This window comes from Shinella sp. R2-11, from assembly GCF_055330205.1.
This window is the reverse complement of record NZ_JBVAPC010000006.1, coordinates 26,317-42,372: the sequence shown is the minus strand read 5'-3', so window position 1 is coordinate 42,372 and position 16,056 is coordinate 26,317. Positions and strand designations below refer to the sequence as shown.

Here is a 16,056-nt window from a genome sequence, read left to right as displayed (position 1 = left end):
GAGGAAAGCGCTCGCGTCACGCCGCCCACTGCGCGACGTCCTCGCTTTCGCCGATCAGCGCAAGGCCGTGGGCGATGGAGAGGAGTTCGCCGCCCGTCTCGATCTTGTCCGCATCGAAGCGGCGGGTGAAGATGTTCCGCACGGCCGGCACGAAGGACGTGCCGCCGGTGAGGAACACCTTGTCGACCTCCGCCGGCGCCGTATGGGTCTTTTCCAGCACCTCGTCGAGTGCGCCCTCGATGCGGGCGAGGTCCGGCGCGATCCAGCCTTCGAAATCGGCGCGCTTCACCATCTTGCGGCCGGCGGCGCCGAGCGGGGCGAAATCGAATTCCGCCTCGTCGGAAGAAGAGAGCGCCATCTTGGTCGCCGAGATCGCCTGGTAGAGCGGATAGCCTTCGTCATGCTCGACGAGGTCGATGAAGAGCTCCAGCTTTTCCGGCTCCAGCGCCGAGCGCACCAGCGACTTGAGATCGGTGAATTCCCGCGTCGTCTTGAAGATCGACAGCTGGTTCCAGCGCGCGAAATTGGCGTAGTAGCCGCTCGGCACCTCCAGCACCTTATCGAAGCTCCTGAAATGCGTGCCCTTGCCGATTTCCGGCGCCACGAGATGGTCGATCATGCGCGCGTCGAAATGGTCGCCCGCGATGCCGACGCCGGAATGGCCGATGGGCCTTGCCGCCAGCCGGCCTGCCTGCCGCTCGAAGCGGATCAGCGAATAGTCCGTCGTGCCCCCGCCGAAATCGGCGACCAGCACCGTCGCATCGCTCTTCAGCGTCTGCGCGAAATAATAGGCGGCCGCGACCGGCTCGAAGACATAGTGGATCTCCGGAAAGCCGAGCCGCGTCAGGGCGGCATTGTAGCGTTCCAGCGCAAGGCCCGGGTCCGGGCTCGCCCCGGCGAACTGCACCGGCCGGCCTGCGATCACCCGCGAGACATCCGCCGGCCATTCGTCGCCGGCATAGGCCTTGAGGCGCCGCAGGAAGATTTCCATCAGGTCGTCGAAGGCGTGCCGGCGGGCGAAGATCAGCGTGCCCTGGAAGAGAGAACTTGCAGCAAAGGTCTTGATCGATTGCAGGAAGCGGCAGTCGCCGGGATTGTCGATGAACTGGCGGATCGCCGCCTGCCCGGCCTCGACCTTCAGCGCCTGCGCGCCGACCACCGGATCCTTCATGAAGGAAAGCGCCGTGCGCATCGTGTCGGTGACGCCGACGCTGCTTTCGAAATGCATCGACTGCGTCTCGCTGCCGCCCGTCGCAAGCGCCAGAACCGTGTTGGTCGTGCCGAAATCGAGCCCGAGTGCCCGTGCCATCGCCGTGCCCCTTTGTCCACTGGTATGGGTTGAACCGGAGCAAAGGCTCCGCGCGCGAAAGGGCGCGTCAGGCGCGCCCCGCAATTTGAGAGCGCGCCAGATGGCACAGGGCGCGGCGAATGGCAAGGGGAAGCCCGGTCTCCTCAGACCGAGCGTGCCGCCCCGCCGTCGCAGCGGATGAGGCTGCCGGTCACGTAGCTTGCCGGCGTGCTGCAGAGGAAGGCGGCGGTCGCGGCGAATTCCTCGACGGTGCCGTAGCGGCGGGCGGGGATCGCCTGTTCCGAGGCCGCGCGCACGTCTTCGACGCTCCTGCCGCTACGCTCGGCCGCCGCAGCGTCGAGGCTCTTCAGCCGGTCGGTCATGATGCTTCCCGGCAGCAGCAGGTTGCTGGTGATGCCGTATTGCGCGACCTCGCTCGCCAGCGTCTTCGACCAGCCGGCCAGCGCCGGCCGCAGCGTGTTGGAAAGCGCTAGGCCGGGGATCGGCTCGATCACCCCGGAGGAGGCGACGGTGAGGATGCGGCCCCAGCGGCGCTCCTTCATGCCCGGCAGCAGGCGGTTGGTGAGCGTGATGATGCGCAGCACCATGGAATTGAAATAGGCGGCGAGCTTTTCCTCGCTCATGTCCTCGGTCGTGCCGGGCGTCGGCCCGCCGGAATTGTTGACGAGGATATCGACGCCGCCGAGCTTTTCCGAAACCGCCTGCACCAGCGTCTCGACGAAGCTCTCGTCGCCAAGATCGGCCTGGACCCAGTCCGCCCGGCCGGGGCCTTCCGCGTTGATGGCCTTGCAATTGGCCTCCAGCACCTCGGCGCTGCGGCCGCACAGGAGCACATGCGCGCCCTCGCGGGCGAGCGCGACGGCAATCCCCTTGCCAAGGCCGCGGGAGGAGGCGAGGACGAGGGCGCGTTTGCCCGCGATGGCGAGATCCATGGTGAGGTCCTTCCTTTCGGGTTCAATCGGCGCGGTAGGGCACCTTGCCGGGATTGAACAGGTTCTTCGGGTCGAGCGCGGCCTTGATCGCCTGCGCCAAGGCGCGGCGGGCCGGATTGCCGTAGGTGAGATAGGCGCGGCGCTTCTCCGTTCCCACCCCATGCTCAGCGGAAAAGCTGCCGCCGGCTTCCGTGACGCCGGTATAGACGGAATCCTCGATGGCGTCTTTCACAGCCGGGGCCGCCGCGCCCTCGCCGATGACGGAAAGATGCAGGTTGCCATCGGCGACATGGCCGTAGACATAGGCGTCGAAACCCGGATGCACCGCCTTCAGCCGGGCGCCGAGGTCCGCGACATAGGCGTCCAGCGCGCCGGGCGGCAGCGAGACGTCAAAGGAGGGCGCGGCGGGATGCAGGCGGTAGATGAAATCGCTCTCCTCCCGGAGCGCCCAGAAGCGCCGCGCCTGGTCGAGCGAGGCGGCGACGATGCCGCTCGTCAGCCCGTGCTGCTCCCAGAGGTCGGCAAGGCCCTCCTCCAGCGCGGTGCGGGCATCCTCTTCGCTGGCGGCGGAAACCTCCATCAGCAGGACCGCGGCCGTGCCGTCCTCCAGCCAGTCGAGGTCGAAGCCGCGCTCTCCCGCGCTGTCGAGGAAATAGCGCCGCCACATCAGCTCGGCCCCTTCGAGCTGCAAGGCGGGCAGGGCGCGGAAATGGCCGATGAGGGCAAGCGCGGTGGCCGCGTCCCTGACGCCGACGAAGGCGGTGGCGCGCATCGGGTTGAAGCTTTCCAGCCTCAGCACCGCGCGGGTGACGAAGCCATAGGCTCCTTCCGAGCCGATGAGCAGCTGCTTGATGTCCGGCCCGGCGCTGACCTTGAGCACGCGCGTCAGGTCTCTGAAAAGGCTGCCGTCCGGCATCACGGCCTCGATGCCGAGCACCTGATGGCGCATCACGCCGTTGCGGAAGGCGAGGATTCCGCCGGCATTGGTGGCGATCATGCCGCCGATGGTGGCGCTGCCGCGCGCGGCAAGGTCGATGCCGGGGGTGAGGCCGAACGCGGCGGTCGCCTCCTGCAGCGCCTGCAGCGTGACGCCGGCGCCGACCGTCACCGTGCGGGCGAGGGGATCGATGTCCTCGATGCGGTCGAGCCGCGCCGTCGAGAGGATGAGCTCGCCCGGCCGGCTGATGCCGCCGCCGACGAGCCCCGAGCGCCCGCCCTGGGGCACGATGGGCACGCCATTCTCCGCGCACCAGCGCACGACCGCTGCTGCCGCCCCCGGCGTCGCCGGCATCGCCATGGCGCCGGCGCCGAGATTGTCGGGATGCTCGCCGGGATGACGGCCGGCGAGCGTGTCGGCTCCGATAAGGTGGAGGTCTCCGCCGAATTCGTTCAAGTCGCGCTGGAGGGATCGGATAATCTCGGACATGGCGCTTCCTCTCGGGCAGGCATTCGGGCTGGCCGAATGCGTAGTCCCGGGGACAAGCGGAATCAAGCGAGCAGCCATCGGCGGGGCCGACAATCGATTGACGTTTACGTTAAAGTCAACAATACTTCGGCCCGTGTCATGAGGTCATGCGCAAATGCGGGGAAAGACTGTCGCAGAACGGCTCGACAAGATTTGCCGTATTTGTCATGACAGGCCGATACGAGGGACTTTCCGCGGCTTTTGAGGGGGCGCGGGTGGAGAGAAAAATGAGCGAAGAAATGGAACTCCCCGAACGCGAGAGCATGGAATTCGACGTTGTGATCGTTGGTGCGGGTCCTGCGGGCCTTTCGGCGGCGATCCGGCTGAAGCAGGTCAATCCCGACCTGACGGTCGTCGTGCTGGAGAAGGGCGCGGAAGTCGGCGCCCATATCCTGTCGGGCGCCGTCGTCGATCCCATCGGCATCGACCGCCTCCTGCCCGACTGGCGCGAGGATGAAAGCCATCCCTTCAAGACAGAGGTGACGGACGACCACTTCCTCTTCCTCGGCCCGGCCGGCTCCGTCCGCCTGCCCAACGCCTTCATGCCGCCGCTGATGAACAACCACGGCAACTACATCGTCTCGCTCGGCAATGTCTGTCGCTGGCTCGCCACCAAGGCGGAAGAGCTTGGCGTCGAGATCTATCCGGGCTTTGCCGCGACCGAAGTGCTTTATAACGACGAGGGCGCGGTGATCGGCGTCGCCACCGGCGACATGGGCATCGAGCGCAATGGCGAGCCCGGCCCGAACTACACCCGCGGCATGGCGCTACTCGGCAAGTACACGCTGATCTCCGAGGGCGTGCGCGGCTCGCTCGCCAAGCAGCTTATCGCGAAGTTCGATCTTTCGAAGGATCGTGAGCCCCAGAAATTCGGCATCGGCCTCAAGGAACTCTGGCAGGTCAAGCCCGAGAACCACAAGCCCGGCCTCGTGCAGCACTCCTTCGGCTGGCCGCTCGGCATGAAGACTGGCGGCGGCTCCTTCCTCTATCACCTCGAAGACAACATGGTGGCCGTCGGCTTCGTGGTGCACCTCAACTACAAGAACCCCTATCTCTATCCCTTCGAGGAATTCCAGCGCTTCAAGACGCATCCGGCGATCCGCGGCACCTTCGAGGGCGGCAAGCGGCTCTCCTATGGCGCGCGCGCCATCACGGAAGGCGGCTACCAGTCGGTGCCGAAGCTGTCCTTCCCCGGCGGTGCGCTGATCGGCTGCTCGGCCGGCTTCGTCAACGTGCCGCGCATCAAGGGCAGCCACAATGCGGTTCTGTCGGGCATGCTGGCGGCGGAGAAGCTGGCGGATGCGATTGCGGGCGGCCGCGCCAATGACGAGCCGATCGAGATCGAGCAGGGCTGGCGCGACAGCGCCATCGGCTCGGACCTCAGGAAGGTGCGCAACGTCAAGCCGCTCTGGTCGAAGTTCGGCACGGCGGTGGGCGTGGCGCTCGGCGGGCTCGACATGTGGACGAACACGCTGTTCGGCTTCTCCTTCTTCGGCACGCTCAAGCACGGCAAGACCGACGCACAGAGCCTGGAACCTGCGGCAAAGCACAACCGCATCGACTATCCGAAGCCCGATGGCGTGCTCACCTTCGACCGCCTGTCCTCGGTGTTCCTGTCGAACACCAACCACGAGGAGGACCAGCCGATCCATCTCCAGCTGAAGAACCCGGAGCTGCAGAAGACCTCGGAACTCGATGTCTATGCCGGTCCTTCGACCCGCTACTGTCCTGCCGGCGTCTACGAATGGGTGGAGAAGGACGGCAAGGACGTCTACGTCATCAACGCGCAGAACTGCGTGCACTGCAAGACCTGCGACATCAAGGACCCCAACCAGAACATCAACTGGGTGCCCCCGCAGGGCGGCGAAGGACCGGTCTATCCCAATATGTGATGCCGGAGCGGCAGCAGATAAAAAAGGCCGGTGGAGCGATCCACCGGCCTTTCCCTTTCTAGAGCAGCGTCCCGCTGAGGATCACCAGCGCGACGCTGAAATAGATCACCAGCCCGCTGACATCGACCAGCGTGGCGACGAAGGGCGCTGAGGCGCTGGCGGGGTCGAAGCGCAGCCGCTGCAGCAGGAAGGGCAGCATGGAGCCCGCCATCGAGCCGAAGGCGACGATGCCGATCAGCGCGGCGAAGACCGTCAGGCCGATGAGAACCCAGTGCGGCCCGTAGTCGTAGAGGCCGATCTGCTGCCAGAGCGTGATGCGGGCGAAGCCGACGAGGCCGAGCATGGCGCCGAGCGCGATGCCCGTCGGAAGCTCGCGCAGCGCGACCCTCCACCAGTCGGAAAGCTTCAATTCACCGAGCGCCAGCGCGCGGATGATCAGCGAGGTCGCCTGCGAGCCCGAATTGCCACCCGAGCTCATGATCAGCGGCACGAACAGGGTCAGCACGATGGCCTTTTCCAGCTCCGCCTCGAAATGCTGCATGGCGCTCGCCGTCAGCATCTCGCCGAGGAACAACGCGGCGAGCCAGCCGGCGCGCTTGCGGATCATCCCGCCGAGGCCGATCTGCATGTAGGGCTTGCCGAGCGCCTCCATGCCGCCGAACTTGTGCGCGTCCTCCGTCGTGTCGGCGATCATCGTGTCGATCACGTCATCGACGGTGACGATGCCGAGGACGTGGCGCTTGTCGTCGAGCACGGGGATGGCCAGCAGGTTGTGGCTGCGGATCTGCCGGGCCACCTCTTCCTGTGGCGTCAGCGGGGTGACGCTGACGACGCCGGCCTGCCGGGCGACGCTCATGATGCTGGCGGCGGGATCGCCCATGATCAGGCGGCGCAGGGTGACGACGCCGCTCAGCGCGCGGCTTTCCGGCTCCAGAACGTAGATGGCGTAGATGGTCTCGCTCGCCTTTTCCACGGCGCGCACATGGTCCAGCGCCTCGGCGACCGTGACGTCCTCGAGCACGCTGACGAATTCCGGGGTCATCATGGCGCCGGCGGTGCGCTGCGGATAGGCCATGAGATGGGAGACGGCCTGCGCCGTCGCCGGATCGAGCCGGGCGAAGATGGCGGAGCGCCGTGCGCCGTCCTCCATGGCCTGGAAGAGGTCGGCGACCCGGTCGTAGGCCGTGTCCTTGAGGAGCCGCGCGGCATGGTCCGTCGGCAGGGCCGCGACGATGTCGGCCGCCTGGTGCAGCTCCGGCCGGGAGATGACGGCGAGAGCCTTCCCCTCCGGCAGCGTGGCGAGCTGGCGTGCGGCTTCCCGCACGTCGAGCCGGTTCAGCTGCTCGATGTGTTCGGTAATGGTAGGGGCCTTGCGGCCGGTGTTCAGAAGGTCGCGTGCGGCGCGGCCGGCGGTTGCGGGGAAACGCTGGATGTTCATGTTGCTCGCCTTTCCGTCGATCGGCCCTTGCGGCCGACCGGGCGAGCTGACGGAAACGTCAGTGCACGATATGCCGCTCGGGCGTCCTCGATCGACTGCTACTGTCGCTTGGCATCGTGATGATGGCTCCGTTGAAATCCGCGCGGGAGGAATGAAATCCCGCACGTTTGCTTGTGATGTGCCCGTTTCCCGCGAATGTCAAGATGGAGATGGCTGCGGGCGCTGCGGCCTTTCGTCCGTTAACCGGCCATTAACCATACCTCCATAAATCTTTGTGGAATGGCAAATGGTTAGGGGGCCTCATGTCGATCTCACGCCGCGGATTCCTCATCGGCGCGTCTGCATTGCTGGCAGGCTGCGCGACGAACGGCACCAGCGACCGCGCCAATTACGGCGACCGCCTGGACGAGAAGTATCCGCTCCGGGCGATGCCGCTCGACAAGATCAAGCCCGAGCTGCGCCGCCAGGAAGTCGCCTACGACACGCCGCACGCCGCCGGCACCATCGTCGTCGATACGCCGGCGCGCCGTCTCTATTACGTGCTCGGCAACGGCCGGGCGATGCGCTACGGCATCGGCGTCGGCCGGCAGGGCTATTCGCTGGCGGGCAGCGCCTATATCGGCCGCAAGGCCGAATGGCCGAGCTGGACGCCGACGCCGAACATGATCCGCCGCGATCCGAAGAAGAATCTGAAATATGCCGGCGGCGTGCCCGGCGGCGTAAACAACCCGCTCGGCGCCCGCGCCATCTATCTCTACCAGAACGGCGGCGACACCATGTTCCGCATCCACGGTACCAACCAGCCGTGGTCCATCGGCCAGGCCATGTCGAGCGGCTGCGTGCGCATGCTCAACCATGACGTGATCGATCTTTACGAGCGCGTTCAGGTGAGCGGCCGCGTCTTCGTCATCCAGGGCCGCCGCGAAGCCTGATTGCAGGCGCTTTCGGGACCATGTCGCATTGGAACAAGGCCGGCTTCGTGCCGGCCTTTCGTTTGCGGGTTGAAAAAGCTGAATTGTATCATACCATTGCCGCCGGAGCCCCACGCGCGGACAATGTGGGGACGGTTCTGCGAATTTGATGTCGCCATGACGCATCGGGGTCAATTCCAGACGCATTCGTACCGGCATTCGACTTTGTAGCTGCAAAAGTCGAGGATGCGGTATCGCGGATCCAGGGGGAGGCTGCCAGTCTCTTCGGGAACGATCCGCGCAGGATTACGGGCCTGGCGGCGGCGGTGCAGCGGGGCTCGGACAGACACAACGACACCGCCGCTAAATAAGGGAACGGATATGAAACATCTTCTTGCTTCCACCTGCCTCCTCGCCGGCCTCATGGCCATGACGGGCGCTGCACGCGCCGAGTGTGGCGACCTGACCATCGCCAGCATGAACTGGCAGAGCGCCGAGGTTCTCGCCGCACTCGACAAGTTCATCCTGAACGAAGGCTATGGCTGCAATGCCGAGGTCATCGTCGGCGACACGGTCCCGACCATCACCTCGATGATCGAGAAGGGCGAGCCGGATCTTGCGCCCGAAGGCTGGGTGGACCTCCTGCCGGACGTCGTCAAGCGCGGCATCGACGAGGGCAAGCTGGTCGGCGCGGCGGTCGCGCTCTCCGACGGCGCCGTCCAGGGCTGGTGGATCCCGAAATACATTGCCGATGCCAACCCGGACATCAAGACGATCGACGACGCGCTGAAGCACCCGGAACTGTTCCCGGATCCGGAAGACAAGAGCAAGGGCGCCGTGCACAACGGCCCGCAGGGCTGGGGCGGCACGGTCGTGACCGGTCAGCTCTACAAGGCCTATGGCGGGGAAGCTGCGAACTTCACGCTCGTCGACACCGGCTCGGCGGCCGGCCTCGACGGTTCCATCGCCAAGGCCTACGAGCGCAAGGAAGGCTGGGTCGGCTACTACTGGGCCCCGACCGCGCTTCTCGGCAAGTACGATATGGTCAAGCTCGAGCACGGCGTTCCCTATGACGAGGCCGAGTGGAAGCGCTGCAACACGGTTGCCGATTGCCCGGACCCGAAGAAGAACGACTGGCCGAAGGACACCGTCCAGACGCTCGTGACCAAGCCGTTCTCCGAACGCGCCGGCGAAGACGTCATGGCCTATCTGAACAAGCGCGCCTGGACGAACGACACGGTCAACAAGCTGATGGCCTGGATGACCGACAACCAGGCGAGCGGCGACGACGGCGCCAAGCACTTCCTGGAGGAGAACGAAGCCCTCTGGAAGGACTGGGTCTCGCCGGAAGCGGCCGAAAAGATCAAGGCCGCGCTCTGAGCGGCTGAAAGGAAAGGGCGGCGTGTCGCAGGGCGCGCCGCCCTCTTCTTCTTCGTTTTAGCGCATGTCGTTGGCGCAAATCGCCCTGCAATTTCCCGCGGCATGCTTCAGGGTTTGGTTCGCAAGCCGGCACAAGACCGGACGGAACCGGAAGGGGATCGACATGGACTGGTTTACGAAATTTCCGACGATGGACTCCAACTCGCTGCGCGACCTCAAGAAGGCGATCGACGAGGGTTTCCGCGCCTTCACGCGCGCCTATGGCGACAGCATCGAGAGCGTCTTCGAGCCGCTGCAGCACTTTCTCATCTGGTCCGAGCGTTTCATGACGAGGACGCCCTGGCCGATCATCCTCCTGCTCATCGCGCTTGTCGCCTGGTTCGCCAGCCGCAACTGGAAGATCGTCGCCGGCAGCGTCTTCACCCTGCTCATGATCGGCTATTTCGACATGTGGGACGACACGATGAAGACGGTCTCGATGATCTTCGTCTGTACCGTGCTCTCCATCGTCATCGGCATACCGATCGGCATCCTCATGTCGCGGTCGGACCGGGTGCAGAACGCCATCAACCCGATCCTCGACGTCATGCAGACCATGCCGAGCTTCGTCTACCTCATCCCGGTGGTCATGCTGCTCGGCATCGGCAAGGTTCCGGGCCTCATCGCGGTGGTCATCTACGCCATCCCGCCGATGATCCGCCTCACCAATCTCGGCATCCGCCTCGTCGACAAGGACGTGCTGGAGGCCGCCGACGCCTTCGGCTCGTCGAGCTGGCAGAAGCTGAAGAACGTGCAGATGCCACTGGCGCTGCCCACCATCATGGCCGGTATCAACCAGACGATCATGATGGCGCTCGCCATGGTGGTCATCGCCTCGATGATCGGCGTGCAGGGCCTCGGCCAGCCGGTGCTGAAGGCGATCTCCAACCAGTACTTCACGCTCGGCATCTTCAACGGCCTCGCCATCGTCGGCATCGCGATCATCTTCGACCGCGTCAGCCAGGCTTTTGGCGCACGGCTGCAGAAGCACCGCGAGATCATCCACGGCTGATCCGGGCAGGAAGCAAAGAAAAGGGCGTCCCGGCGAAAGCCGCGGGCGCCCTTTTCGTTTCCGCGTTCGGCGATTACTCCGCCGGGCAGACCGGCGTCGCGGCGCGATCCATCTTTTCCAGTGTCAGCGAGAGCAGGAAGACGCCGAAGCCGACGACGGCGGTGGAGGCGCCGACGAAGCCCATCGACGCGTAGCCATAGCCGGCGCTGATCGACAGGCCGCCGAAGAACGCGCCGAGCGCATTGGCGACGTTGAAGGCCGAGTGGTTGAGCGCGGCGGCCAGCGTCTGGGCATTGCCGGCGACGTCCATCAGGCGCGTCTGGAGGGCGGGGCCGACGACGAAGCTGCAGCCGATCAGGAAGCAGCAGAGGCCGAGCAGCACCGGATTGTGCGCCGTCAGCGACAGGCTGACGAGCACGAAGAAATAGAGCACTAGCGACCAGCCGATCGTGCGCATCAGCGACAGGTCGGCAAGCTTGGCGCCGAAGATGTTGCCGACGATCATGCCGCCGCCGAAGATCGCCATGAAGACCGGCACCATGCCGACATTGAGCCCGGCCACGTCCGTGACGATCGGCGAGATATAGGTGAAGACGGCGAACATGCCGCAGAAGCCGGCCGCCGCGATGCCGAGCGTCAGCCAGACCTGCTTGCGCCCGAGGGCGCCGAGTTCCGTCAGCGCGTTGATGCCCTTCGGCGCCTTGTCGCGCGGCAGGAAGACGGCGATCAGCGCGACCGTCAGAAGCCCGGTGATGCCGACGGCGATGAACATGAACTGCCAGTCGAACACCTGGCCGAAGAAGGCGGCGAGCGGCGTGCCGATCAGGGTGGCGACCGTAAGCCCGAGCATGACCTTGCCGACCGCCTGCGTGCGCTTGTTGACCGGCACCATCGACGCGGCGACGAGTGCGGCGACGCCGAAATAGGCCCCGTGCGGCAGGCCGGAGAGGAAGCGGAACAGCATGAAGCTCTCGAAACTCGGCGCGGCGGCGCTGGCAAGGTTGCCGGCGGCGAAGACGCCCATCAGCACCAGCAGCAGGTCGCGGCGGCGGTAGCGCGCGCCGATGACGGCGATGACCGGCGCGCCGACCACCACGCCGAGCGCATAGGCGCTGATCACGTAGCCGGCCTGGGCGGTCGTCACGCCGAAGGTGCCGGCGACGTCCGGCAAGAGGCCCATGATGGCGAATTCGCCGGTGCCGATGCCGAAGCTGCCGACGGCGAGCGCCAGGATGATGAGGGTGACGGTGAGCGCGGGTAGCGGCGGCTGCCCGGAGGAGAGGGCGGCGTTCGGCAGGGGATGTTCGGACACGGGGAGGCTCCGCAGGTATGGCCCACACGGCAAACCGGCGACGAACCCTCACAAGGGCGGCCACTCCTCCTGGCTGCGAATGCGATCTGGTCCGGCCGGAATGGCCAGGATGGGAAAGGGTAAGAATCGGCCGGCCGGCGTACTCCCGACGCCAGGCGACCGACTTGTACTATATCAAATTGCCGCGCGCTGCCTACTGCCAATTCTGGCCGAAAATGCATTTGCCGGAGCCGCCGCTTTTCACGAATTGTTGCACTGCCTTTCATCCCCGCCTGTGAATCGCCGCTTTCTCCGTTATCTAATGGAGGGGATAGACGTTCAGGCGTTCTCGGCCATAAGCGGAGCATGCGAATGAGAGTACAGGCGATTTTCAACAGGGACGGGGGGACGTTCCGCACCACCGACATGGAGGCCTATGCGCGTCATGCGGAGCGGGTCTTCGCAGCGGCAGGGCATCACCTCGACTGTGATATCGTCGAAGGGACCGATATCGAGATGGCGCTGCACCGATGCGCCGATCGCACCGACCTCGACGCGATGCTGGCGGGCGGCGGCGACGGCACGGTGTCGGCGGCGGCCGGCCTTGCCTGGCAGAGCGGAATGCCGCTCGGCATCGTTCCGGCCGGCACGATGAACCTCTTCGCCCGCTCGCTGAAGATCCCGCTCGACATCTGGCAGGCGATCGAGGCGCTGGCCGATGGCGACATAGCCGCCGCCGATATCGGCACGGCGGACGACCGGGCCTTCGTGCACCAGTTCTCCGCCGGCCTGCATGCCCGCATGGTGCGGCTGCGCAACGGGATGACCTACCGCTCCCGGCTCGGCAAGATCGCCGCCAATACCCGCGCGGCCGTCGGCGTCATCCTCGATCCGCCGGAATTCGAGGTGGAGTTCAATGTCGACGGCGTCGAGGAGCACCGCAAGGTCTCGGCCATCAACGTCTCCAACAACCGCTTCGGGGAAAACGGCCTGCTCTATGCCGACGACCTGACCGGCGGCCATCTCGGCTTCTACACCACCAATCCCCTGAAGCCCGCCGGTGTGGCGAAGCTCGCCTTCGACATCCTGCGCGGCAAGCTGCGCGAGAACGCCGACGTCACGGAAATGACCGGCACCGAGGTGGAGCTGCACTTCCCCAATGTCGAGCGGACGATCAACTGCGTGATCGACGGCGAGCTCCTGCCGATGGACCGCGACGTCTCCATCCGCCTCCATCCGGGCGAGCTGAAGGTCATGGTGCCGAAGGTGCAGGCGGAGAACATGGCGACCACCGAGCCGGCAGCCGCCTGAGGCGGTGCGGAGGCTTGCCCCTCACCCCTAGCCCTCTCCCCGCAAGCGGGGAGAGGGGACGTGTCACACGCACGGTTATTGGTTGGGGAAGCCGTCTCGGCATATCTCCTTCGCCCCGCTTGCGGGGAGAGGGTGGCCAGCAGGCCGGATGAGGGGCACCGCCCCGGGGGCGTCAAATCCGCGGCAGATAGGTCTGGTAGTCGAAATCCGACACCGTGCGCAGGAAGGTGATCGCCTCCTTGCGCTTGGTATCGCCGTAGAGCTTCTGGTAGGCTGCACCGAAGGCATCGGCGATGAAGGGCGAGGCGGAGAATTCCTCCACGGCCGTCAGGAAGTCGTGCGTCAGGCGCTTGGCATCCGGTGCATCCTTGCCCGGCTCCGTCACCGGGCCCGGATCGAGGTCGTTTTCGAGGCCGAGCAGGATGCCGCCGAGGATCGCCGTCAGCAGCAGGTAGGGATTGACGTCTGCGCCCGCCACGCGATGCTCGACGCGCGCCGCCGGGCCGTCCTTGTCCGGGATGCGGATGGCGGTGCCGCGGTGGCCGAAGCCCCAGGTGAGGTCGACCGGCGCGAAGGAGCCGGGCTGGAAGCGGCGGTAGGAATTGGCGAAGGGCGCGAAGACGAGCTGCGCGTCGCGCATGGTCTGCAGCATGCCTGCGGTGATCGATTTCAGCTTCGTCGGCTCGCCGCCTCTGGCGTCGAGGATGTTGCGGCCGTCCCTGTCGACGATGCTGCAATGGACATGCAGGCCCGAGCCCGCATGCTCGGCATAGGGCTTGGCCATGCAGGTGGATTTCAGGCCGAAGCGGGGCGCGGCCAGTTCGGCGATGCGCTTGAGGTAGATGCAGTCGTCGGCGGCCGCCATGGCGTCCGGCCGGTGCAGCAGGTTGATCTCGAGCTGGCCGGGGCCGAATTCGGCGGTCGTCGCATCGGCGGGAAGGTCCATCGCCTTCGCCCAGCTCCGCACGGTCTGGAGATAGCCGTCGAGCGCATCCGTCGCGCGCATGTCGTAGAGCTGGAAGCCGTTCGGCTCGCCACGATACATCAGGGCTGCCGGCGGGCGCGGCTTGCCGGTCTCGCGCCAGTCGTCCTCGACCACGTAGAATTCGAGCTCGGTCGCCACGACCGGTGTCAAACCCTTGTCTTCGAAACGCTTCAGCATGCGGCCGAGAATGGCACGCGGATCCATGAAGGAGGCGCTGCCGTCGAATTCGTGCATGGTGGCGAGCACCTGGCGCGAGCCTTCCGGCGCCCAGGGCATGGCCGCCAGCGAGCGGCGGTCGGGAATGCACAGGCCGTCGGGATCGCCGACGGAAATGGAAAGGCCGGTGATGTCGTCATTGTCGTCGCCCCAGATGTCGAGCGACTGGGTGGAGGAGGGCAGGCGCACGGAACCGTCCCAGATCTTCTTCTCGCCTTCCAGCGGAACCTGCTTGCCGCGCAGGTCCCCGTTCATGCCGACGAGGAGGATTTCGATACGGGCCGGGGCATCGATAGGGGCGTTGGCGCGCGGCGAACCGGCTGCCGTCTTGTCGTTTGTCATGGTGCCTGCTTTTGGTTTGGCGGGAAGCAAGGACAGGAAATTTTGCGTGCGCTCGATCTCTTGCCAAATGCCTGTTGTATGGGCATTTTCGTAGCTCATTCTGTCCCGCCGTTCAATAAGGCGGGACCTACCCCCAAGGATGTAGTCAAATGTCGAACAGCAGTGCAGCAGCCGCTTCCAACCTCGGTGCCCTCGATGCCGCTCATCATCTTCATCCCTTCTCGGACATGAAGAAGCTGAACGCGACGGGCACGCGCATCATCGAGCGGGGCGAGGGCTCCTATATCTTCGACAATCACGGCAAGCGCTATCTCGACGGCTTCGCGGGCCTGTGGTGCGTCAATATCGGCTATGGCCGCAGGGAGATCGCCGACGCGGTCGTGCGCCAGATGAACGAGCTGCCCTATTACAACACCTTCTTCGGCACCACGACGCCGCCGGCCGTGCTGCTCGCCCAGAAGATCACCTCGCATGCCGGCCCGAACATCAACCGCGTCTTCTTCACCGGCTCGGGCTCCGAGGCCAACGACACATGGTTCCGCATGGCCCGCGTCTACTGGGGCGCCATGGGCAAGCCGACCAAGAAGGCGGTCATCGCCCGCAAGAATGGCTATCACGGCTCCACCGTCGCGGGCGCCTCGCTCGGCGGCATGAAGTGGATGCACGAGCAGGGGGATCTGCCGATCGCCGGCGTCCACCATATCGACCAGCCCTTCTGGTACGGCGAGGGCGGCGATCTTTCGTCGGACGAATTCGGCCTGAAGATGGCCCGCCAGCTCGAAGAGAAGATCGACGAGCTCGGCGAGGACAATGTCGCCGCCTTCGTCGCCGAGCCGATCCAGGGCGCGGGCGGCGTCATCGTGCCGCCTGCCACCTACTGGCCGGAGATCGCCCGCATCTGCAAGGCGCGCAACATCCTGCTGGTGACGGATGAAGTGATCTGCGGCTTCGGCCGCACCGGCCACTGGTTCGGCCACCAGCATTTCGGCGTCGAGCCGGACCTCGCGCCCATCGCCAAGGGCCTCTCCTCCGGCTACCTGCCAATCGGCGGCGTCATGGTCTCCGACCGCGTCGGCAATGTGCTGGTCGAGGAGGTCGGCGACTTCAACCACGGCTTCACCTATTCCGGCCACCCGGTCTGCGCGGCCGCGGCGCTGGAGAACCTGCGCATCATCGAGGACGAGAAGCTGGTCGAGCGCGTCCACGACGACATCGGCCCCTATCTCGCCGCCGGCCTCAAGTCGCTGGAGGATCTGCCGATCGTCGGCGAGGTCCAGCAGGTCGGCCTGATGGCCGCCGTCCAGCTCGCCGAGGACAAGGCGACCCGCAAGCGCTTCGAGGACAAGGAAAAGGCCGGCGTCACCGTCCGCAACCATTGCCTGGAAAACGGCCTGGTCCTGCGCGCCACCGGTGACCGCATGCTCTTCTCCCCGCCGCTCGTCATCACCCATGCCGAGGTCGACCAGATGATCGACATCACGCGCAAGGGCCTGGAGCATGCGTGGAAGGTGCTGGCGGGCTGAGGAGCAGGGC

The 16,056-nt window shown here is 65.8% G+C and carries 12 protein-coding genes; 6 read left to right on the top strand and 6 right to left on the bottom strand.

The genetic code is table 11. The features are described 5' to 3' along the window. Positions 1 to 16: 16 nt before the first annotated feature. From ACZ1A1_RS16035 to ACZ1A1_RS16025, 3 genes are all read right to left on the bottom strand, one after another. On the bottom strand, positions 17 to 1,309 hold the full coding sequence (locus ACZ1A1_RS16035; RefSeq protein ID WP_463620670.1) for an Hsp70 family protein: 1,293 nt from the start codon (positions 1,307 to 1,309) through the stop codon (positions 17 to 19). Between the two features lie 143 nt (positions 1,310 to 1,452). Further along, positions 1,453 to 2,241: an SDR family oxidoreductase gene (locus tag ACZ1A1_RS16030; RefSeq protein ID WP_463620669.1), complete on the bottom strand. Its 789-nt coding sequence runs from the start codon at positions 2,239 to 2,241 to the stop codon at positions 1,453 to 1,455. A gap of 22 nt (positions 2,242 to 2,263) precedes the next feature. Then, entirely contained in the window at positions 2,264 to 3,667 is a 1,404-nt protein-coding gene (locus ACZ1A1_RS16025; RefSeq protein WP_463620668.1) for an FAD-binding oxidoreductase, read from the bottom strand. A 266-nt stretch (positions 3,668 to 3,933) separates the two neighbouring features. Here ACZ1A1_RS16025 and ACZ1A1_RS16020 point away from each other — a divergent pair, with 266 nt between their 5' ends. Next, a complete protein-coding gene (locus tag ACZ1A1_RS16020; protein ID WP_463620667.1) occupies positions 3,934 to 5,598 on the top strand; it encodes an electron transfer flavoprotein-ubiquinone oxidoreductase in 1,665 nt (554 codons plus the stop codon). 58 nt (positions 5,599 to 5,656) lie between these two features. Here the strand turns inward: ACZ1A1_RS16020 and mgtE are convergent, their stop codons facing one another. After that, positions 5,657 to 7,036: a magnesium transporter gene (gene mgtE / locus ACZ1A1_RS16015; RefSeq protein ID WP_463620666.1), complete on the bottom strand. Its 1,380-nt coding sequence runs from the start codon at positions 7,034 to 7,036 to the stop codon at positions 5,657 to 5,659. A gap of 302 nt (positions 7,037 to 7,338) precedes the next feature. Here mgtE and ACZ1A1_RS16010 point away from each other — a divergent pair, with 302 nt between their 5' ends. The 3 genes from ACZ1A1_RS16010 to ACZ1A1_RS16000 all read left to right on the top strand — a co-directional run bounded on the left by ACZ1A1_RS16010 (position 7,339) and on the right by ACZ1A1_RS16000 (position 10,378). Then, positions 7,339 to 7,968, top strand: coding sequence for a L,D-transpeptidase family protein (locus ACZ1A1_RS16010; RefSeq protein ID WP_463620665.1), 630 nt, complete (start codon positions 7,339 to 7,341; stop codon positions 7,966 to 7,968). 360 nt (positions 7,969 to 8,328) lie between these two features. Beyond that, complete coding sequence (locus ACZ1A1_RS16005; protein WP_463620664.1) at positions 8,329 to 9,327, top strand: ABC transporter substrate-binding protein; 999 nt, start codon at positions 8,329 to 8,331, stop codon at positions 9,325 to 9,327. 163 nt (positions 9,328 to 9,490) lie between these two features. Beyond that, positions 9,491 to 10,378: an ABC transporter permease gene (locus ACZ1A1_RS16000; protein ID WP_313196551.1), complete on the top strand. Its 888-nt coding sequence runs from the start codon at positions 9,491 to 9,493 to the stop codon at positions 10,376 to 10,378. 73 nt (positions 10,379 to 10,451) lie between these two features. Here the strand turns inward: ACZ1A1_RS16000 and ACZ1A1_RS15995 are convergent, their stop codons facing one another. Continuing rightward, positions 10,452 to 11,690, bottom strand: a complete 1,239-nt coding sequence (locus ACZ1A1_RS15995) for an MFS transporter (RefSeq protein WP_463620663.1) — start codon at positions 11,688 to 11,690, stop codon at positions 10,452 to 10,454. A gap of 351 nt (positions 11,691 to 12,041) precedes the next feature. Here ACZ1A1_RS15995 and ACZ1A1_RS15990 point away from each other — a divergent pair, with 351 nt between their 5' ends. Continuing rightward, a complete protein-coding gene (locus tag ACZ1A1_RS15990) occupies positions 12,042 to 12,980 on the top strand; it encodes a diacylglycerol/lipid kinase family protein (RefSeq protein ID WP_463620662.1) in 939 nt (312 codons plus the stop codon). Between the two features lie 172 nt (positions 12,981 to 13,152). Here the strand turns inward: ACZ1A1_RS15990 and ACZ1A1_RS15985 are convergent, their stop codons facing one another. After that, on the bottom strand, positions 13,153 to 14,523 hold the full coding sequence (locus ACZ1A1_RS15985; protein WP_463620661.1) for a glutamine synthetase family protein: 1,371 nt from the start codon (positions 14,521 to 14,523) through the stop codon (positions 13,153 to 13,155). 149 nt (positions 14,524 to 14,672) lie between these two features. Here ACZ1A1_RS15985 and ACZ1A1_RS15980 point away from each other — a divergent pair, with 149 nt between their 5' ends. Continuing rightward, complete coding sequence (locus ACZ1A1_RS15980) at positions 14,673 to 16,046, top strand: aspartate aminotransferase family protein (protein ID WP_463620660.1); 1,374 nt, start codon at positions 14,673 to 14,675, stop codon at positions 16,044 to 16,046. Positions 16,047 to 16,056 lie beyond the last annotated feature (10 nt).

What these genes read in the sequence shown, in the direction of transcription:
- ACZ1A1_RS16010 (WP_463620665.1), top strand. Translation starts at nt 7,339, where the DNA reads ATGTCGATCTCACGCCGCGGATTCCTCATCGGCGCGTCTGCATTGCTG.
- ACZ1A1_RS16025 (WP_463620668.1), bottom strand. Translation starts at nt 3,667, where the DNA reads ATGTCCGAGATTATCCGATCCCTCCAGCGCGACTTGAACGAATTCGGC.
- ACZ1A1_RS16000 (WP_313196551.1), top strand. Translation starts at nt 9,491, where the DNA reads ATGGACTGGTTTACGAAATTTCCGACGATGGACTCCAACTCGCTGCGC.
- ACZ1A1_RS16020 (WP_463620667.1), top strand. Translation starts at nt 3,934, where the DNA reads ATGAGCGAAGAAATGGAACTCCCCGAACGCGAGAGCATGGAATTCGAC.
- ACZ1A1_RS16030 (WP_463620669.1), bottom strand. Translation starts at nt 2,241, where the DNA reads ATGGATCTCGCCATCGCGGGCAAACGCGCCCTCGTCCTCGCCTCCTCC.
- ACZ1A1_RS16035 (WP_463620670.1), bottom strand. Translation starts at nt 1,309, where the DNA reads ATGGCACGGGCACTCGGGCTCGATTTCGGCACGACCAACACGGTTCTG.
- ACZ1A1_RS15980 (WP_463620660.1), top strand. Translation starts at nt 14,673, where the DNA reads ATGTCGAACAGCAGTGCAGCAGCCGCTTCCAACCTCGGTGCCCTCGAT.
- mgtE (WP_463620666.1), bottom strand. Translation starts at nt 7,036, where the DNA reads ATGAACATCCAGCGTTTCCCCGCAACCGCCGGCCGCGCCGCACGCGAC.
- ACZ1A1_RS15990 (WP_463620662.1), top strand. Translation starts at nt 12,042, where the DNA reads ATGAGAGTACAGGCGATTTTCAACAGGGACGGGGGGACGTTCCGCACC.
- ACZ1A1_RS16005 (WP_463620664.1), top strand. Translation starts at nt 8,329, where the DNA reads ATGAAACATCTTCTTGCTTCCACCTGCCTCCTCGCCGGCCTCATGGCC.
- ACZ1A1_RS15985 (WP_463620661.1), bottom strand. Translation starts at nt 14,523, where the DNA reads ATGACAAACGACAAGACGGCAGCCGGTTCGCCGCGCGCCAACGCCCCT.